The organism is Flavobacterium sp. AK-345 (genome assembly GCF_058310175.1).
This window is the reverse complement of the sequence record NZ_JBZEER010000003.1, coordinates 199,036-219,894: the sequence shown is the minus strand read 5'-3', so window position 1 is coordinate 219,894 and position 20,859 is coordinate 199,036. Positions and strand designations below refer to the sequence as shown.

16 protein-coding genes are annotated in these 20,859 nt (G+C 33.4%); 14 read left to right on the top strand and 2 right to left on the bottom strand.

What is annotated here, in order from left to right; all coding sequences use genetic code 11:
* Window positions 1–7 precede the first annotated feature (7 nt).
* From AC4FQ3_RS07855 to AC4FQ3_RS07805, 11 genes are all read left to right on the top strand, one after another.
* Window positions 8–358: a hypothetical protein gene (locus AC4FQ3_RS07855; RefSeq protein WP_491181498.1), complete on the top strand. Its 351-nt coding sequence runs from the start codon at window positions 8–10 to the stop codon at window positions 356–358.
* The gene (locus AC4FQ3_RS07850; RefSeq protein WP_491181497.1) at window positions 339–815 is read left to right on the top strand and encodes a hypothetical protein; all 477 of its coding nucleotides are present in this window, start codon (window positions 339–341) and stop codon (window positions 813–815) included. The genes AC4FQ3_RS07855 and AC4FQ3_RS07850 overlap by 20 nt, the downstream gene beginning before the upstream one ends.
* Window positions 816–873: 58 nt before the next feature.
* Window positions 874–1,827: an RHS repeat domain-containing protein gene (locus tag AC4FQ3_RS07845; protein WP_491181496.1), complete on the top strand. Its 954-nt coding sequence runs from the start codon at window positions 874–876 to the stop codon at window positions 1,825–1,827.
* Window positions 1,828–1,857: 30 nt separating this feature from the next.
* Window positions 1,858–2,514 (top strand): hypothetical protein, encoded by a 657-nt coding sequence (locus tag AC4FQ3_RS07840; RefSeq protein WP_491181495.1) that lies wholly within the window; start codon window positions 1,858–1,860, stop codon window positions 2,512–2,514.
* A 140-nt stretch (window positions 2,515–2,654) separates the two neighbouring features.
* Window positions 2,655–3,938 carry an RHS repeat domain-containing protein gene (locus AC4FQ3_RS07835; RefSeq protein ID WP_491181494.1) on the top strand — a complete coding sequence of 428 codons (1,284 nt, stop codon included), beginning with the start codon at window positions 2,655–2,657 and terminating at the stop codon, window positions 3,936–3,938.
* A gap of 5 nt (window positions 3,939–3,943) precedes the next feature.
* A complete protein-coding gene (locus AC4FQ3_RS07830) occupies window positions 3,944–4,432 on the top strand; it encodes a hypothetical protein (protein WP_491181493.1) in 489 nt (162 codons plus the stop codon).
* A gap of 754 nt (window positions 4,433–5,186) precedes the next feature.
* Complete coding sequence (locus tag AC4FQ3_RS07825; RefSeq protein ID WP_042566137.1) at window positions 5,187–6,164, top strand: pyruvate dehydrogenase complex E1 component subunit beta; 978 nt, start codon at window positions 5,187–5,189, stop codon at window positions 6,162–6,164.
* 70 nt (window positions 6,165–6,234) lie between these two features.
* Window positions 6,235–8,736 (top strand): DUF5686 and carboxypeptidase-like regulatory domain-containing protein, encoded by a 2,502-nt coding sequence (locus AC4FQ3_RS07820; protein WP_491181492.1) that lies wholly within the window; start codon window positions 6,235–6,237, stop codon window positions 8,734–8,736.
* A gap of 333 nt (window positions 8,737–9,069) precedes the next feature.
* On the top strand, window positions 9,070–9,669 hold the full coding sequence (locus tag AC4FQ3_RS07815) for a DNA-3-methyladenine glycosylase family protein (RefSeq protein WP_042566139.1): 600 nt from the start codon (window positions 9,070–9,072) through the stop codon (window positions 9,667–9,669).
* Window positions 9,670–9,779: 110 nt separating this feature from the next.
* Window positions 9,780–10,310 (top strand): inorganic diphosphatase, encoded by a 531-nt coding sequence (locus tag AC4FQ3_RS07810; protein ID WP_042566140.1) that lies wholly within the window; start codon window positions 9,780–9,782, stop codon window positions 10,308–10,310.
* Between the two features lie 111 nt (window positions 10,311–10,421).
* Window positions 10,422–12,968: a sodium-translocating pyrophosphatase gene (locus tag AC4FQ3_RS07805; RefSeq protein ID WP_073394892.1), complete on the top strand. Its 2,547-nt coding sequence runs from the start codon at window positions 10,422–10,424 to the stop codon at window positions 12,966–12,968.
* Window positions 12,969–13,176: 208 nt separating this feature from the next.
* Here the strand turns inward: AC4FQ3_RS07805 and AC4FQ3_RS07800 are convergent, their stop codons facing one another.
* Complete coding sequence (locus AC4FQ3_RS07800) at window positions 13,177–13,791, bottom strand: deoxynucleoside kinase (RefSeq protein ID WP_042566144.1); 615 nt, start codon at window positions 13,789–13,791, stop codon at window positions 13,177–13,179.
* Window positions 13,791–14,600, bottom strand: a complete 810-nt coding sequence (locus tag AC4FQ3_RS07795) for a hypothetical protein (RefSeq protein ID WP_491181491.1) — start codon at window positions 14,598–14,600, stop codon at window positions 13,791–13,793. Before AC4FQ3_RS07795 ends, AC4FQ3_RS07800 begins: the two co-directional genes overlap by 1 nt.
* Window positions 14,601–14,834: 234 nt before the next feature.
* On the opposite strand from AC4FQ3_RS07795, the gene AC4FQ3_RS07790 reads away from it, so the two are divergent.
* From AC4FQ3_RS07790 to AC4FQ3_RS07780, 3 genes are all read left to right on the top strand, one after another.
* Entirely contained in the window at window positions 14,835–15,743 is a 909-nt protein-coding gene (locus AC4FQ3_RS07790; RefSeq protein WP_463459035.1) for a GLPGLI family protein, read from the top strand.
* Between the two features lie 75 nt (window positions 15,744–15,818).
* A complete protein-coding gene (locus tag AC4FQ3_RS07785) occupies window positions 15,819–18,506 on the top strand; it encodes a carboxypeptidase-like regulatory domain-containing protein (protein ID WP_491181490.1) in 2,688 nt (895 codons plus the stop codon).
* A gap of 95 nt (window positions 18,507–18,601) precedes the next feature.
* Window positions 18,602–20,830 (top strand): hypothetical protein, encoded by a 2,229-nt coding sequence (locus AC4FQ3_RS07780; protein ID WP_491181489.1) that lies wholly within the window; start codon window positions 18,602–18,604, stop codon window positions 20,828–20,830.
* Window positions 20,831–20,859 lie beyond the last annotated feature (29 nt).

The window sequence follows — 20,859 nt, the reverse complement described above, 5'->3', positions numbered from 1 at the left end:
AAAAATTATGAAAAATTGTATTTTAATAGGGATCTGTATGAGTTTATTTTCGTGTGGTCCTATGGGCGATTGTAAAGAGGAAGCCGAAGATTTAAAAGGAGATGAGTGTTTGTTAATTGTTAAAAAAATCCCAGGTATTAGAGATAGTAAATTTGATTATAAAGGAATTAATCCCATTACGAAAGAAGAATGTGATTGTAATTCTGCAAGAAGTGATAGATGGTGGTCACTTTATAGCGACCACATCAAAATTGGCGACACTATTATCAAAAAGAAAGGTGAACTTCTCTTTAGTATTCATAAACAAGATACAGTTTTGAATTTTAATTTTGAATGTGATGGTAAAATTTATAAATAAAATAAAAAAAAATAAATTTACTATTTTCTTTTGGGGAGTTTTAGTTTTATCAAGTTGTAATTTTAGTGCAAATGTAAATTTCAAAGATGAAAAAGTAGAAAAAGATAATGCAGAATCTACAGCCGCTTTGTTTTATTCGGCTATAGGAGGTAAAAAAATAGAAAATACCTTAGGATTGTTTAGTGACTCTATTTACAAAAATCAAGCAGAGAGAGAGAAACTTAAATTGTTTTTGGTACAGAAAGAAAAAAAACTAGGAGATTTTAAAGATTATTCGTTGAAAGAATGGAAAACAGCTCGAGCAATAGGAACAGATAGTAAAACGCAATATTTATTAGTTTATGATGTAAAATACACTAGTGCTGAAACTATCGAGACAATGATTTTAGTGAATGAAAAAGGCAAAGTAAAAATTTGGAGGTATAATGTTGATTTAGTGAGGGATTTTGAAAAATAGAATTGATGTAGAGTACATGTGTCTTTCGGGGAAGTTTTCTTGAGGAAAAGAATTCTAAGTGGAATACACCGTATTTGTTTACCCTGATCATTTAGGAAGTTCTTCGTATATTAGCAACTTAGACGGAGAGGTTGTTCAGCATGTAGAGTACGTACCTTTCGGGGAAGTTTTCTTGGAAGAGAAGAATGCTAAGTGGAATACGCCGTATCTTTTCAATGCTAAAGAGCTTGATAAAGAAACGGGAATGTACTACTATGGTGCAAGATATTATGATCCTAAGTATAGCATCTGGGATTCTGTTGATCCGCTTGCTGTTTATAATCCAGTAATGGAAGAAGAGTTTTATTATGATGGAGATCATAACAGAGGGGCTTTTAACAGTAAAAACTTAAATACTTACGGATATTGCTACCAGAACCCTGTTGTATTAATTGATCCAAACGGGAAGCAGATTTATTATATGACTCCTCCAACGGAGCGACTTTCCGGAGCACAAGTTTCAACAACTATTGATTTCATGCCTGTAGTTGGAGACGCTAAAGGTTTTATAGAAGGTATTATTGGTTATGATTCTGCTGGAAATGAATTAAACGGATGGGATAGAGCTTTAGGAATGGTGTTCCTATCTGAACTCAGAGGTGCAAAAAACATTGTTAAAGCGGTTGATAAGGCTGGTGATGTCAATAAAATGACCAAGCTGAAAAAAACTGCGGTGACAGGGCAAGAGGCTCATAGACAAATTCAAGCGGAATTAAAAGCTCTTGATAATGCTACAGATATTGAGAAAAAAGTTCCATTAAAAGGAAGGAATGTTCGTAAAGACGCTGTTAAATCTGATGGGACTGCGGTAATTATTAAACCTAATACGCCATCAGGTCAAAAATCAGCTAAGACAAGAGACAACTTAATGAAAAAGAACGGACATAAAACAGAGAAGATATTTTACGATCCTAATAATCCAGCTTACCAACCAGGTTCACCCACTTATATTGGTCCAAAAAATAAAGATTAAATGAAGTTATCTAAAGCAAAATTAATAAAATTGGTAAAACCTAAATTGGAAGTTTTAGGTTTTACCGAATTTAAAGATACAAAAAGTGGTTTTCAAGGATTATTTATTAAAAAAATTAGCCAAAATTTATATTTAACTTTTGGGCTAACAATTCATAGATATTATGATAGTGCTTTTACGGGAGATTTTTATTTATCAAAAAGCACTATAATTGGTGCCACATGGGGAGATATACCAAACGAAAGTTATAAGAGACCCGGGCATTTTTTAACCGAGGAAGAGCGATCTATTTATCCTGAAGACAATATAAATGTTAAAGGTTCTCGTGATATTTGGTGGGATGGCAGTGATGAAAAATCAGTTTTAGATTTTTTAAGGGTGATAGAATTAACAGAGCCTAGATTTATTAATCAGCCCGAATTATTAGAAAAGATAGAACAGAGCGAGGAAATCAAAATACTTGTAAATCACGCAGAAGCTGTAAAAAAGCTAGTGGTTACAAACCAAACAGATGGTTTGTATTCTTTTCAACCTTCTAAAGAAGTAGACGGTATACCTTTTGTTTGGTTTAAAGCTTCAGAGAAAGTATTAAAAGAAAGTAAGGAAATTTTAAATGCTTATACTGTAATAAGGTTAGCCGCAGATGCATACAGACAATATGTTTTAGAAAATGGAAAAGATAATTGATTTGAATAGGAATAAAAGAGAAACCTCGCCAATTGGCGAGGTTTTTTTTATGTCTTGTTTCGACCTTAATCTATTATAAATAAAACTTTAAGAGCCTTTTTCGGCATTGCTTTTATAATAAGTTTGAGAAACCAATTAGAATGAAAAGCCAAAGAATCGTTTCTAAACTTAAAGATTTCGACAGTTACGGAGCAGATCCGCGACGTGTAGAGAAAGCAGGAGAATCATTCTCTGGTGTAAAAGTAGATTATGATACTAAATACAAAAAATCGTTAGAAACAGTTAAAGCAAATTATGCTTCGCTTGACGTTCCTTACTATGGTTTGGATAATAATGATTATGTAAACGGACTTGGATTTTGCTGTAATCCTTCCGGAGGAACTACTTCGGGTGGTTCGTCAACAGGGAAAATGACTGGGAAGAATGATAATGCAGAGTTACAGCAATTTTATTATCACCCAGATCATTTGGGAAGTTCTTCGTATATTAGCAACTTAGATGGAGAGGTTGTACAACATGTTGAATACGTACCTTTCGGGGAAGTTTTTTTAGAGGAGAAGAATGCTAAGTGGAATACACCGTATTTGTTTACTTCCAAAGAACTGGACAGAGAAACTGGAATGTATTATTTTGGTGCAAGGTATCAAGATCCTAAATTGGGAATATTTATATCTGTTGATCCATTAGCTGAAAAATTTAAAGGTGTAAGTTCTTATGCTTATGCGCTTAATAACCCTGTTAGGTTTGTTGATCCTGATGGAAAAGCTCCAAATGATATTATTTTATGGGGATGGGATCCTCTGTCTAATAAATATAGACAAACCCTTGTAATGAAATCCAGTCTATATAATATTGATTATTATTCAAAAAATATTGCAGCTCCTACTTATCCAGTTAGTAGGGCACCAATGGAACCTACAACTTTGTATGGGCTAGATTTTTGGGCTGCAGCTACTGGTAAACCTGATGCCGTAAGATTCAATATGACAGCCGAATTACACGCAGGAGGAGTAAATGTTGGAGGAACATTAGGTATAGTTGCGCCTCTTGAAGGTCCAGATAAAGGAGGTTTGTTCTTTTATGCTCCCTCTAAAAGCGGATTTGATATTGGATTTGAGAAAGCTTCCTATTCTTTAGAAATTGGTGCGGGATTAGGATTTAGTTTAATTTATAAAACTGATAATAACTATAAGAAATTTGATAGGTTTGCTTTTCAGGGACTTGAGAGCTCAATAGGAGGTAGTGCTGGTATTTTTAATGGTTCGTTATTTACTGCTTCGGATGGGTCTTATATTGGTGTTTCTGCTGGATTTGGTAAATCTAAGGAGGTTTTCGGAGGAAAAAGAGATAACAAGAATGTTGGGTTATCTGGAGCTAAATTAATAGAAGGTTTATCAATTCTTCCTGGGCCTAAAAAAGAGTAATTATTATGAATAAGATTTATTTGTTTGGCTTGTTATGTCTTTTAATAAGCTGTAATAGTGCAAAAGATGGTATTAATAGGGAGTTATTAGATTCTGTACGTGAGATACATGTACAAAATAGAACTCCAGATAGTTTTGGAGGACTTGAAGAGTATAGAATTAAAGACAAAAAAGAAATAATTTCTCTTTGTAACGAATTATTATCCTTGAAGCAAGAGAATAATTTACAAACAAGACCTTATGATGGAACTATTGTTATTGAGTTTATGAGAAGAGATAGAGATGGAGTAGAAGAATATATTAATATTCTTTCAACAGGTATTATTCTTAAGCCTAATAGTGAATATTTTATAACTAATTCTAGAGGTCAATACGTATCAAATCATTTTTTGGCTAGGATTCTTAAATATCTTGAAATAGATGAAAGCAAAGTATCTGCATTAGATGCTTATAGAAAAAAGCAATTAGAGAAATCCGCTCGTGAGACAAAGTAAATCGACAAAGAATAAAAGAATTAAACCTCGCCAATTGGCGAGGTTTTTTATGTTTTAGAAATTCCAAACACAAACGAGATCTGCATTTTTTTTGGGGAGAATGCCCCGCTGATAGTTGTACTTGAAAAGTTAAATTCCTGGCATTCTTTCAAAAAAAATGCTTAGCGTTTTGCGGCGATTGAGCAAAATAAAAAACAAATCCAAGTGCGGGGGCAGAAGCGTCGGAATTGGGAGAGGTCTTAAGAAAACGTGGATATTTTACATAATGAGTTTATAGTGCAGCGCGATAGCGGTAGCACTATAATGACTTATTATGTAACATAGCTTTGAGGATAGGGCTAAAGTTGCAGTTTAGGATATTTTGTAAAAAGATAGTGACTGATAAAAGATAAATTATAATCTGTATAAAAAAGAGGGAATGTTGAGGTTATAAACTTTGTTTTTTGAAAGTCATTTTAAGAATAAATATATAAAATCTGAAATAGCCCTTATTTGTTACTTTTTAAGTATCATCATTTTTGAATGAATAATAGATAACCGACGTTAAAAAGATAAAATAAAATTTTTCTAAAAAATGGTTTTCACAAGCGAAATAACCAACGTTACATCGATTTCGTAAATATCACAATTAAGTTTAAAAAGTTAAAACCTAAATATAGAAAGAACTTCGAGTGATTTTAAATTCAATTTATGCTTTTAAGTTATTTAAAATATTTATTTTTGCTCTTCAGAAAATTCAACATACAATATAAATATGAGAACAATACAATTTAGAGAGGCCATTTGTGAAGCGATGAGCGAAGAAATGCGTCACGATGAATCCATATATTTAATGGGCGAAGAAGTTGCAGAATATAACGGAGCATATAAAGCTTCAAAAGGAATGCTTGCTGAGTTTGGCGAAAAAAGAGTAATCGATACTCCAATTGCTGAGCTTGGTTTTACAGGAATTGCAGTAGGATCAGCTATGAACGGTTGTCGTCCTATTGTTGAATATATGACTTTCAACTTCTGTTTAGTAGGTATTGATCAAATTATAAATAACGCTGCTAAAATGCGTCAAATGACAGGGGGACAATTTAATGTGCCAATCGTTTTCCGCGGACCAACTGCTTCTGCAGGTCAATTAGGAGCAACACACTCTCAGGCTTTAGAAAACTGGTTTGCAAACACTCCAGGTTTAAAAGTGGTTGTGCCATCAACTCCTTATGATGCTAAAGGACTTTTAAAATCTGCAATTCGTGATAATGATCCTGTAATTTTTATGGAATCTGAGCAAATGTATGGTGATAAAGGTGAAGTGCCAGACGGAGAATACACAATTCCTTTAGGAGTTGCTGATATTAAACGTGAAGGAAAAGACGTTACTATCGTTTCTTTTGGAAAAATCATTAAAGAAGCTTTTATTGCTGCTGATGAATTAGCTAAAGAAGGTATTTCATGCGAAATTATCGATTTAAGAACCGTTCGTCCTATGGATAAAGATGCAATTCTTAAATCTGTTAAAAAAACAAATCGTTTAGTAATTTTAGAAGAAGCCTGGCCATTTGCAAGTATTTCTTCTGAGATTACATATATCGTTCAAGAGCAGGCTTTTGACTTCCTTGATGCGCCAATTCAACGTATTACAACTGCAGATACTCCTGCGCCTTATTCTCCAGTATTATTAAAAGACTGGTTGCCAAATGCAGGTGATGTAGTAAAAGCAGTTAAAAAAGTATTATACAAATAATACAAATTTAAAATACTCACAAAACTTCATCATTCATAGTTAATTGATGAAGTTTTTTTTTGTCCAGACAATGAAAAGAATAATTTTACTTAGTCTATTTTTGGTACTCGCATTTGCGACTATTGCTACTGCACAAACGAAAGTGAGTGGAATTGTTTTGGATAAATCAAATCAGCCTATTCCGTTTGCGAATGTTGTTTTTAAAGGATCAAACACCGGAATAGTTTCTAATGAAGATGGGCGTTTTTATCTTGAATCACCAAATACTTACACAGCTTTACTAGTTACATCTGCAGGATTTTCAGACAAAGAAGTTCCATTAGAAAAAGCTGTAAATTATGATTTTAAAATTGTTTTAGGCGAAGCCGAGGCACTTAATGAAGTTGTAATTTTTACCGGGAAAACATCTAAAAAGAACAACCCCGCATTAGATATTTTGAGAAAAATCTGGGAAAGAAAACGTAAAAACGGTCTGTATCTTTTCAACCAATATCAAATGCAAAAGTACGAGAAAGTCGAGTTCGATATGAACACGATCGATAGTGCTTTTATGAAAAATAAACTCTTTAAAGGAATGGAGTTTGTGTTTGATCATGTTGATACATCAGATGTTACGGGGAAAACCTATTTGCCTATTTTTATCAATGAATCGGTTTATGATGTTTATGGCGATAACAAATTAAAGAAAGTAAAAGAGAATATTACAGGAAACAAGATGTCTGGTTTCAATGGAAATCAGCAGATTTTGTCATTCGTAAAAGATCTTTATTCAGATTATAATATTTACGATAATCACCTTACTTTTTTTGATAAAAGTTTTACAAGCCCGCTTTCAAAAACCGGAATTGATGTCTATAATTATGTTTTAAAAGACAGTGCATTTATTGATAAAAAATGGTGTTATAATATTGTTTTTTATCCAAGGCGAAAAAACGAATTAACCTTTAAAGGAGATTTTTGGGTAAACGATTCCACTTTTGCCATCAAAAAAATTAATATGGGTGTTACTAAAAGCGCCAATATTAACTGGGTAAAAGATATTTATATCGAACAGGAATTTGAGGTAGAAAATGATTCTGTTTTTCTATTGACGCGCGATTACATGATGTCTGATTTTGCTTTAAATAAAAAAGAAAAATCAAAAGGTGTTTATGGAAAACGTACGACATTATACCGAAATCATAAATTCAATATTCCAAAACCGGAGAAATTTTACAAAGAAGAAGTCAATTATATAGACAATGCTGTCTATGACAGGCCACCTGAATTCTGGGAACAAAATCGTTTCGAAAAATTAAATAAAGACGAAGCCGGAATTTATAAAATGCTTGACACGTTGCAAACCGTCAAGCGATTTAAACAATTATACAGTCTTGTTTCGATTTTAGGAAGCGGCTATGTCGAGTTTAAAAACTTTGATTTCGGACCTATATTTTCCACGTTTGGTTACAACGAAGTCGAAGGTTTACGATTAAGAGTAGGAGGCCGAACGTATTTTGGACCAAATGATCCATGGCGTATACAAGCTTATACAGCCTATGGTTTTGATGATAGTAAATTCAAATACGGAGTTTCAGGGAAATGGATGGTAGATAAACAAAAAAGAGTCATCATTTCTGGAGGAAACAGGCGTGATATTGAACAAATTGGAGCCAGTTTAACCACAACAAACGACATTTTAGGCCGAAGTTTTGCTTCTTCAGCCCTGTTTACAACTGGAAGCAACGGAAAGTTAACCAATATTAATTTGAGTAATATTTCGGTTGAAATGGAGCCAATGAAAAACTTTGTTGTTCAGGCGGGACTTTCATATCGTACTTTAGAATCAGCTTCACCAACCTTTAGTTTAAATTATTACAGTACATTGCCCACTGCAGAGAATCCGGCAGGAGTTGTGCAAAGTGCCGTAACACAATCAGAAGCTAATATCCAGTTCGAATTTATGCCAAACCGTAAAACAATTGGGTTTGGGGTAGAAAGAGATCTTGTAGATAGTCCTTTTAGTCATTTCTTTGTAAACTTTAGTTATGGTTTAAAAGGAGTATTAAACAGTGATTTTGCTTACGAAAAAATACAAGTATTCTATAAACAGCCAATTATTATCGGGCCTTTAGGAAGATCAAATATTATTTTGGAAACAGGAAAAACTTTCGGAACAATTCCGCTGGGATTAATGAGTGTAATTCCCGGAAACCAAACTTATTTTACTATCGAAAATACGTTTAGTAACTTAAATTTCTACGAATTCATAACAGACCAATACACAACTCTGCAATGGAATCACGATTTTGGGGGACGATTATTTGCGAGAATCCCTTTTATGAGAAAACTGAATTGGAGAGAATTTGTTGGTGTAAAAGCAGTTCACGGAACTATTTCTGCTGCAAATAGAGCAATAAATGCTTCAGATCAGCCTTATAATGCACCAGAGGATGTTTATTGGGAATACAATGCCGGAATTGGAAATATCTTTAAGGTTTTCAGAATCGATTTCTCTTGGAGAGGAAGTTATCTAAATACTCCGGATGCTAATAAATTTGCTGTAAAAGGATCTTTTGGATTCTATTTCTAATAAAATAAAGTTATATCACAAAGACGCCAAGCCGCTAAGTTTTTATTCTTGCAGTTTGGCGTTTTTGTCATTTTATTTAAAAATGCAGTTGAATTTATTTCACGCAGATTTTACAGATTTAAGCAGATTTTTTTTATTCGATTGAAATTAAAAATCTGCGTTTATCGGCTTAAATCTGCAAAATCTGAGTGCAAAAAACTTCGCAACTTAGCGCCTTTTCGAGATTTTTTTATTTAATTTTAGAAGCTATTCCCGGTATCCGCTTGTATCTTTTCCTAGCTAAAGAAGCTAGAAAAAGGATACCGCTTCTATCGGGGCTAAAAACTCTTAGGTATGCAAGAAGCCATCGATTTTCTATCAACTAAAAATCCAATCTTTCAGGAAATTATAGAAAAGTATGGATTACCGCCCATTCCAAAACGCCCTCAAGGTTTTGAAACATTGGTATTGCTTATTCTTGAGCAACAAGTTTCTATAGATTCGGCGAAAGCCACATTCTTAAAGATCAAAGCGTATACAATTTGCAACCCGGAAACAATGTCGGTTTTGTCAGATGAAGAATTCAGAAGTCTTGGTGTAAGTCGTCAGAAAACAAAATATATTAAAATTCTGGCTGATGCAGTTTTAAGCAAGGAACTGGATATTGAAAGTTTGGCTACAAAGTCGGCGCAACAGGTTCGGGAAGAATTGATCAAATTAAAGGGAATTGGAAATTGGACTATCGATATTTATCTGATGTTTTGTTTACAAGAGCCTGATTTGATTCCGTTAGGCGATATTGCAGTCGTAAATACAATCAAAGAATTACTTGATATTCATGATAAACAAGAAATGGAAATTCATGCCCAACAATGGAAGCCATATCGATCTTATGCAACATATTTGTTATGGCATTATTACCTAAATAAGCGAAATAGGAAAATTACATATTAACTGTCTGTTATTTAAAAGAAAAGTAGGCAGATTAATGCAGTTTTTTATTGTAAAAAAGGATTGTTTAGTTACTTTTGCAATCGCAATTATAGAAATAATAAAAAACGAAAATGACCGCAGACAAACTAACAACTTTCGATGTATTAATCGAAATACCAAGAGGAAGCAGAAATAAATATGAGTACGATTTTGAAATCAAAAGAATGCGTTTCGACAGAATGTTATTCTCTTCAATGATGTACCCTGCTGATTACGGATTTATTCCTGAAACTTTAGCCCTTGATGGAGATCCTCTTGATGTATTGGTTTTAGTAAACGAACCAACTTTTCCAGGATGTGTTATGGAAGTAAAACCAATTGGTGTTTTCCACATGGCTGATGATAAAGGACCGGATGAAAAAATTATTTGTGTACCGGTTTCAGATCCAATCTGGAATTCTTTAAATGACCTTTCAGATATGAATCCACACTTAGTAAAAGAAATCGAGCATTTCTTCCAGGTGTACAAAGATCTTGAAAACAAAAAAGTAGATGTAGAAGGTTGGGGAGACGTAAACGAAGCTTTTGCAATTATTGCTGAGTGTACAAAACGTTTTAACGATATCGAAAACAAACCAGAGGGATTATTTAGTATTAAATAATTTTTACCCTGTTCTATTATAAAAAAAGCAATACTCCGTCAGGAGTATTGCTTTTTTGTTTAAATTCGTTTAGTTAGATTGTTGATTATTAACCAAAACCATTACTAGATTATGAATGCATTTATGATTTACTTGCCAATTGTTATGGCAATTTTAGGATTACTTTTCATGGGAATAAAAAGGACTTGGGTTTTAAAACAAGATGCAGGCGACGGAAAGATGAAAGAGATTTCAGATCACATTTACGAAGGCGCCCTCGCATTTTTAAAAGCAGAATATCGATTACTAACCTTTTTTGTAATTGCTGCAAGTTTAGTTTTAGCGGGAATTTCTTTTATCGTTCCTACCACACATATATTAATAGTAGTAGCTTTTATTTTTGGCGCATTTTTCTCAGCATTAGCCGGAAACATGGGAATGAAAATAGCAACTAAAACGAATGTCAGAACAACACAAGCTGCTCGTACAAGTTTACCGCAAGCTCTAAAAGTTTCTTTTGGAGGCGGAACCGTTATGGGTTTAGGCGTTGCAGGTTTGGCAGTTTTAGGGCTAACAGGTTTTTTTATTATTTTCTTTCAGATATTCATGAATGGAGTTTGGACTTCATCTCAAGATATGACTAAGGTTTTAGAGACTTTAGCAGGATTTTCACTTGGAGCAGAATCTATCGCCTTGTTTGCAAGAGTTGGTGGTGGAATTTACACTAAAGCCGCCGACGTTGGTGCTGATTTAGTAGGTAAAGTAGAAGCCGGAATTCCGGAAGATGATCCTCGTAATCCTGCGACAATTGCAGATAACGTAGGAGATAATGTGGGAGACGTTGCCGGAATGGGGGCTGATTTGTTCGGGTCGTATGTGGCAACTGTTTTGGCTGCAATGGTTTTAGGAAACTATGTGATCAAAGATATGGGTGGAAATATCCAGGATGTCTTTGGTGGAATCGGACCAATTTTGCTTCCAATGTCAATTGCAGGTTTCGGAATTTTATTCTCGATTGTCGGAACTACGTTAGTAAAAATCACAGATGAAAATGCTAAAGAAGCACAAGTTCAAAAAGCATTAAATATTGGAAATTGGGTATCGATTGTTTTAACGGCAATCGCCTGTTTCTTTTTAGTAAAATATATGCTTCCAGAAGTAATGACAATGGAATTTTTTGGTGAAGGTTCTCAACAAATTTCGTCACTGCGAGTTTTTTATGCCACATTGGTCGGATTAATTGTTGGTGGGGCTATTTCATCAGTAACAGAATATTATACAGGATTAGGCACAAAACCGGTTATGGCGATTGTGCAAAAATCTTCGACAGGAGCAGGGACAAACGTAATTGCAGGTTTGGCAACAGGAATGATCTCTACTTTTCCAACAGTATTATTATTTGCTGCTGCAATCTGGATTTCGTATGCTTTAGCAGGATTTTACGGAGTTGCGTTGGCGGCTTCTGCCATGATGGCAACAACGGCTATGCAATTAGCAATTGATGCTTTTGGGCCAATATCTGACAATGCCGGAGGAATTGCCGAAATGAGCGAATTACCAAAAGAAGTTCGCACAAGAACCGATATTTTAGATTCAGTAGGGAACACAACCGCAGCAACCGGAAAAGGTTTTGCAATTGCTTCTGCAGCATTAACTTCATTGGCATTATTTGCAGCGTATGTAACTTTTACAGGAATTGACGGGATCAATATTTTTAAAGCGCCAGTTCTGGCAATGTTATTTGTTGGTGGGATGATTCCTGTGGTTTTCTCAGCTTTGGCTATGAATTCTGTTGGAAAAGCGGCAATGGATATGGTTTACGAAGTACGTCGTCAGTTTAAAGAAATTCCGGGTATTATGGAAGGAACTGGAAAACCTGAATACGGAAAATGTGTTGAGATTTCGACAAAAGCCGCTTTACGCGAAATGATGTTACCGGGTATCTTGACAATAGGTTTCCCAATTGCAATTGTGTTATTAGGAAAATTAGTTTATGGAGATAACAACCAATTGATTGCTGAAATGTTAGGAGGATATATGGCCGGCGTTACAGTTTCAGGAGTGCTATGGGCAGTTTTTCAAAACAATGCCGGAGGAGCCTGGGACAACGCTAAAAAATCTTTTGAAGCCGGAGTTTTAATTAATGGTGAAATGACTTATAAAGGTTCTGATGCACACAAAGCAGCAGTAACCGGAGATACAGTTGGAGATCCGTTTAAAGATACGTCAGGACCTTCAATGAACATCTTAATTAAATTAACTTGTTTGATCGGATTGGTAATTGCTCCAATTTTAGGAGAAGGACATTCAACTTCAGGAATTGCAGAAAAAGGTGCTTGCTGTAAAATGGAAATGCATGCAGGAACTCCTTCTAAATGCGGAAATTTAGCTATGCTAACCAAAGAAGAATGTATTAAAATGTGCAAAGAAAAAGGATGTTCTGCAGAAGAAACGGCAAAATGTTTGGCGCATTACGATGCAAACGGGAAATATCCGAATCAAAAAACAGATTGTTTTGATACAAGAAAATACAGCAAAAACAGAGTTGAGGTAAATTTATCTACGACCAATGGTGTAACAGTTGGAACTGTAACGAAAACCGAAAACGGCACAACAACAACAGAAGTTTTTGAAGGTACAGAAGCTGACGTAAAAGCGAAAATAGAAGCTGTAAAATAAAAACAACTTGATAGCTTTGTCAAAGTTTAAAACTTTGACAAAGCTTACCCAAAGTTAGTTTGCACATTTTTTTCATCCCTCGTTCCTCGGGATGATAGATTGCGGTTATTAGCTGTCAAATATTAAACGTTGATAAAATAAACAAAAAATGCCTCTAAAATTTTAGAGGCATTTTTCTATTAGTGTAAATTCGTGAAATTCGTGTTTTCTAAAACAACCCATTCAATTCAGCATCAATTCTATTAATGATGTTTCCTAAATCTTCAGGATTATCTACAAAATTGATATTATCAACATCAATAATCAATAATTTTCCTTTTGAGTAAGTCTGAACCCAGGCTTCGTATCTTTCGTTCAAACGGCTTAAATAATCGATAGAAATAGAGTTCTCGTATTCGCGTCCGCGTTTGTGAATTTGACCTACTAAGTTTGGAATAGAGCTTCTCAGGTAAATCAATAAATCAGGAGCTTTTACCAATGATTCCATCAATTCAAAAAGTGAAGTATAATTTTCGAAATCGCGGCTTGTCATCAATCCCATTGAATATAAATTGGGAGCAAAAATATAAGCATCCTCATAAATGGTTCTGTCCTGAATGATTTTTTTTCCGCTTTCGCGAATTTGCTGCACCTGACGAAATCTGCTGTTTAAGAAATAAATCTGCAAATTAAACGACCAACGCTCCATCTGGTGGTAAAAATCATCCAAATACGGATTATCAACAACATCTTCGTAATGTGGTTCCCATTTAAAATGTTTGGCTAATAATTTAGTCAAAGTAGTTTTTCCAGCGCCTATGTTTCCTGCTATTGCTATGTGCATTACGGTGTTACGATTTTATAATTGGTAATTTCTTTAGTTGTAAAAATAGATAAAATTTGGTCTTTGTAGCAGAATTTATCAAAGGTTTTTTCTAAAACTTCGATTTCAGAAACAGTATTCAAATTTGTATCAGAAATGTCTTTAAAATACAACAAATTAGCCTTGCTAAAAATGTACTGATGATTGTTTATAATTTCGAAATCATCAAAATCGGGCACTTTTCCCAAAGCCGTTGTTTTTCCGAAAATATCACAGGAAAACCAATTATTCTTTTTATCAATCCAGTAAAAAGTATTAAAATCAGTTTGATAATATTTAATGGTTTCTGTTAATGGCGTAGAAACCGTTTTGTATTCATTTTTTAAATAATCAAAAAGGCCAATTTGCTGATTTAACGTATTAAAAATCCATAATTGATTTTGGGTAGACATACCAATTGCCGGAACAACAATGGGGATATTGTTTTGAGAAAAATTAATTTCCGTCATTTTATTCAATTGATTGTCAAGTAAAACAACAGTATTAAAATCTTCGTAAAATAAAACAATTTTCAAAGGATTCAGAATATCTACTTTAGTAATATTTCCAAGAGAAACGCTTTTGTATTCAAAAATCTCATTTCCTTTTACTTTGCTGAAAACATTGTTTTTTATCTGATAGGAAAATCCAAAAGAATCATAACCAACAAATTCATCAGCATCTAATTTAAAATGAGAGATTGAAGTGGCATTTAGCTTTTGGTTTTGCGAAAAAACAGAGACAGTACAGCCGATAAATAATAAAAATAAAATACGAACTGTATTGCCCATAATATTAAGATTTCAGAAGAGCCAAATTACAAAAAACTACCCGATGAATATCCTAAATAAGACATATTTACGTGAATTTCCCATTTAAACCGTTCTAAATCGTAATAGTCTAACTAATAGGCAATTTTGTCTATACCTTACAGCAATTGATATATTTAACTTTCAGTATTTTAAAATAAATAATACATTTGAATGTAAGTTTTATCGGATTTACTCAATTTTAAACAAAACGAAATGAAAAAAGTAATTATATATATGTCTTTGATCCTTGTATTTACTCAAATGCAGGCTCAAAAAGATTTTCAGGGAATGGCTGTTTATGAGTCAAAAACGCAGGCACCAAAATTTGAAGGTATGCGAGGCGGTAATCGGGATATTACGCCAGAAATGCAAAAGAACATGGAGGAGCGAATGAAAAAAATGCTGGAAAAAACGTTTATTCTGAATTTTGATAAATCGGCTTCTATTTACAAAGAAGAAGAAAAACTGGACGCGCCAGGACAACAAGGCGGCGGAATGCGAGTGATGATGAATTCGTTTATGGGCGGCGGCGGAACTTTTTATAAAGATGTAAAAACGAAATCATATACAGTTGATAAGGAATTTATGGGAAAAGAATTTCTCGTTGTTGATTCCTTGCCAAAATTAAATTGGAAATTAGAACAGGAAACCAAGCAAATTGGCGGTTACAATTGTTACAAAGCTACGGCTGTAAAAGAAGCCAGTAAAACTGATTTTAGAAATTTCAGACCTAAAAACAACGAAGATAAAAAACCCGAAGAAAAGAAAGACGAAGCCAAAAAAACTTCGGGAGAAACAAAAACCAACTTTGAAGATAATTTTGAAATGCCAAAAGAAATTATCGTAACAGCTTGGTATACGCCGGAAATTCCGGTGAATCAGGGGCCGGAAAACTATTGGGGTTTACCAGGTTTGATTTTAGAAATAAACGACGGAAGAACAACGATTTTATGTTCGAAAATTGTTTTGAATGCCAAAGAAAAAGCAGAAATAAAACCATCTAAAAAAGGAAAAGTAATTTCGCAAAAAGATTACGATGAAACCGTAATTAAAAAGATGGAGGAATTTAGGGAAATGAATCGTGGTCGTGCAGGCGGACCACCTCCAATGATGGGAAGATAAACCTTCAAACTTCTAAAATTTCAAATTGCTTCGCCTGTTCGTTATCGTTCGGGTCCAAATTACAAAACTTTCAAAATGAACAAAATACTTTGTTTCGTAGCCTTTTTATTGACTTCTGTTTCCTTTTCTCAAAGTGTTCGTTTTGATGGATTCATTCAGGACGAGCAGAAAAATCCGTTAGAAATGGCCAATATTATGGCTGTAAATTCGGCTACAAAAGCTATGGATTCGTACGGAATTACAAATGATAAAGGAAGATTTCAGCTTACTCTGAAACCTAACGCATCTTATATCGTGAAAATCAGTTATCTCGGAATGAAATCGAAAGAAATTTCCCTTTCGACAAAGACTGAAAATATAGTACAGAACATTGTCATGGATGGCGCCGGAATTGAATTGGAAGGCGTAGAAATTGTGCGTGAAATGCCTGTTTCCATAAAAGGTGATACCATTGTTTATAATGCCGATTCTTTTAAATCGGGAACAGAAAAAAAACTGGAAGATGTACTGAAAAAGCTTCCCGGAGTTGAGGTAAATGCTGATGGTGAAATTGAAGTTGAAGGAAAAAAAGTAAGCAAATTGATGGTTGAAGGCAAAGATTTTTTTGACGGAGATACCAAACTCGGTGTTAAAAATATTCCTGCCGATGCAATTGATAAAATTCAGGTTTTGCGAAATTATAATGAAGTCAGTGCTTTAAAAGGTTTAGAAAACGATCAGGATAATGTGGCGATGAACATTAAACTGAAAGAAGGCAAAAAGAACTTTTGGTTTGGTGATGTTACTGCAGGAATTGGAGTTGGAGAACTCGATAGCCGATATATTATTAACCCGAAACTATTTTATTATAGCCCGAAATACAGTATAAATTTAATCACCAATTTTAATAATATTGGAGAACTGCCGCTTACGGCGCAGGATTATTTTAAGTTTACGGGAGGTTTTAAAAATATGATGAAAAAGGGCGGAAGTAATTTTAATATTTCTTCGAATGATATTGGCATTTCGCTTTTGAGAAACAATCGCGCCAAGGAAATTGAAACGAAATTTGGAGCAACAAATTTTGCTTATTCCGTTACGAAATTCTGGAATATTAGTGGTTTTGGAATTCTTTCTTCTTCAAAAACAGATTTGGAAACCAAGTCGCAAACTACCATTTTAGACTCTGGCGATCAGCAAAAACGAGATGAATTAACCCATCAAAAAAACAATTTGGGTCTTTTTAAACTGAGTTCAACATATAAACCAAATGATAAATTTCAATTTGATTATGACATCTTAACAAAATTATCAAAACAAGATGAAGACACCAATTTATTGCGGGAATCTGTTGTTGATAATATTTCGGATACCGAAACTATTTTAACGAATAAAAAGCAGGATCCAACATCGGTAAATCAAAATTTGAGTTTGTATTATACGCAAAGCACCAAAAATATTTTTGCTTTTGAAATGCAGCATTTATATCAGGATGAAAATCCGTTTTATAATGCCAATTTAAGAACACAGCCTTTTGATTTAGCAGGTTATGTTTCCGGACAAGACAGAAATGATTTGAATCAGGATCGTTTTGTAAAAACCAATAAAATCGATGCAAAACTGGATTACTATTATATGGTAACGCCAAAAAGCAACATCAATATTACATTTGGGAATACCTATTCACATCAAAATTTTAATTCTCATATGTTTCAGATTTTGGATAATGGTGACAAAAATGACCTGAATACTTCGGAAAATAACAATCAGGTAAATTATAATTTTGATGACGTGTTTTTAGGATTTCATTATAAAATATTGACAGGGAAATTTACATTAACGCCCGGATTTAGTGTGCATTCGTATGCAATGAAAAACACGCAGTCAGGAACAGATTACTCTCAGAATTTTACAAAAGTATTACCGGATTTTTTTGCTCTTTATCAAATTAAAAAAGCAGAAACGCTAACTTATAATTTCTCTTTGTCAAACGATTTTACAGATGTTAATCAATTGGCGGCGGGTTATGTTTTATCTGATTACAGTAGTTTGTTTAGAGGAAATCGTTTTCTGGAAAATGCTACTTCGCAAGTGCATACGTTGCGATATTTTAAATATAATATGTTCAATTTTGAAAATATTTTTGCGAATGCAACTTATACTAAAAAAGTAGATGCAATAAAAACAGCGGCAGAATTTACAGGAATTAATCAATCATCTGTTCCTTATAATTCAAATTTGGCAGATGAAACTTTTTCCGGAATGGGAAATTACGGTCGATCATTCTTGAAGAATTATAAAGCTTCTGTAAATGCAAGTTTCAATTGGTCGAAGTTTAATAATATTCAGAACAATCAATTGGCCACAACAGAAAGTTTTGTGCAGAGTTACACTGTAAAAGCTTCAACAAATTATAAAAACTTGCCTAATATCGAGTTTGGATACAATGCGTTAATCAATAAATACAGTGGTTCGACCTATTATACAGACAAACCTTTTGCGAGATTGGATTATTATTTTCTGAATAGTTTTTCGTTTGTTTCAGAATATGAATTTTACCATTATTATAACGGAAATAAAATAGTCGATAACGAGTATGATTTCCTGAGTGCCAGTTTAATTTATCAAAAAAAAGACAGCAAATGGGAGTATAAAATATCGGCTACAAACTTACTAAACACTACCTATTTAAATGATGATAGTTTTTCGCAGTTTTCTACAAGAGTTTCTCAGTATACCGTGCAGCCGCGCTATATTATTTTTTCGATGAAATATAATCTATAGTATCTATTAAGTATCTATTTTTGGATTTAAGGCAATTGATTTCGATAATAATCAAATATCTTTACGTTTAATATTAACAAGCCAAAATTTATATTATGCGCAATTATATATGGAGTTTCTTATTGTTTTTTTGTGTAGTGTTTGCCTCTTTCTCTCAAACAAAAACAATAGAAAAAGGAACTTATATTTCTACAAATAAGGGTCAGAAAATCAAATTAAACTTATTAGACAATAATAAATACGAATTGGTTTTTTACTCTGGTGACTACAAGATTAAAGGCGATTCTTTAGTATTTATTCAAAGTAAAAAGGTCGAAAATCCTTTTAACCTTACTTATAAGAATGATAATAAATCCCAAAAAATTAAAATTAAGTTTATAGATCCTTCTTTTTATTCATTTTATGTAGGAACACAAAAAGGGTCTGAAGCTGTTCAATATGAAAGACTTTCAGATATTAAAACCAAGCTGGATCCCGAATGGACCAATATCGACGTAGAGTTTGAAATTGATCGTACCGATTATTTATATTTAGTTTTCGAAGAATATGAGGCAAAGAGTACAATTTCAAAATTTGCTTTGCCAAAAGACGTTTCAGAAATCACCATTAAATATGAACTTAATGAAGTAAATGATTTAAATCTGGCCGGTTTTTATGATAAAAAAACAAATGAATTGCAGATTGCAGAACATGCAGGAAAAAACCCTCTGACCTTTATAAATTCAAAAGATGCGCAGCCTGATGTAGCATCAAATGTTACGCCAATTGAAAATAAAAGTGTTTTAAAATGGACATATCCAGGAAAAGAACCTTTAGTTAGCGATGATTTTGGAGTTGCTGTAGATAGTGCTGCAACAGTAGATTATGCTTCTAAATATGATTTTAAATTTAAAGTCGAAAACAATTTAAAAAGCGCTATTGCTGCTACTAAAGCTGCTAAAACTAAATTTTTAATAGTTTATAATGATAGTAAAAACCCTGCAGCAAAAACTGATTTTGATGCAGTATTAAAAGATCTTGAAGAACAGGTTGGGTATTATATGTATGATGCTTACAATGCGCAATATGATGTTTTTAATTATTATTTGGCTACAGCCGATGATAAAAAATGGCTTAAAACCAATAAGATTTCTGATAGTCCTGCTATTTTAATATTAAATGGTGATGGTGATGTTTTGGCAACCGCAAAATCGAATTTATTGGATAAAAAATCAGAGTTAAGTTATTATGATGAGTTTGCCAAAAAACTGCAAAGAGCCAATGCATTTTTTGCTTTTGCTAAAGTGGCAAAGAATAAAAAAGCAACAGATACGGATGTTATTTCGGCTTTTTATAAAGCTTCAATGCTTGATATACCGTATGAATATGAAACAACAACAGATACAGTTACAGCACAAGTAAATCCGGCTGATTTTAACATTGCAAAAGTTACTCTGGATAAAAAAGAAGTGACTCAGATTTGGAAAAAATTAATTGAATCACACCAAAAAGATACAAAACCAAGCAGAGAGTTGGTAGAAACGATCTTGAGAGAAATAAAAAACGTAGGTTTCACGAAACAATTTTTTAATGAAGAGCGTGTTTTTAATGATACCGATTTCTTGGCAATTGATTACTTGTTAAAGCATTACGACGCCATTGAAAAAATGAACATAGAAGATGAAAACGGAACAGCCTTAGCATTACTAAAAGGAAGTTTAAGTTTTGAAATTTCATCGGCTTTGCAACAAAATAGTTATGTAGTGCAAGAAGGTGTTGCAGGAAAAGCAAATCAGAATAAAATAATTGCGATCTACAAAAAGTTGATTGCAAGCGGTAAAGGAAATTTTGATTGTTATAAAAATTACTTTGAATATTTGAATTCAGATAGCGAAAACAGTGTAGATGATGTTGCTTTCTTAAAAGAATTTAAATCTTATTTTGATTCGAATTTATCAACTGAAAAAGGAAATGCTATTGAGAGATTAGACAATATGTTTGCGACATTAGACACTGATTCTGATTATTCTTATAACGGATGGAATTCATTTAAAGATTACCATTCCAATCTTGCAAATAATGCTGCCTGGGCAACAGTATTAAAGCCTGCAAATAATGGTTTCATAAAAGATGCTATAAGCTGGTCAGAGTATAGTTTAATTGTAACTAAAAATAACCCATATTATTTAGATACATTAGGGCAGTTGTATTATAAAGACGGTCAAAAAGAGAAAGCAATCGCAACTCAAAAGTTGGCAGTTAAGTTTTTAACTGATGAAATTGACGAACAAACTGCCGTTGAAATTCGCGAAACATTAACTAAAATGGAAGACGGAACCTATTAGAGTTTTAAAATTCGTATAAAAAAGAACCC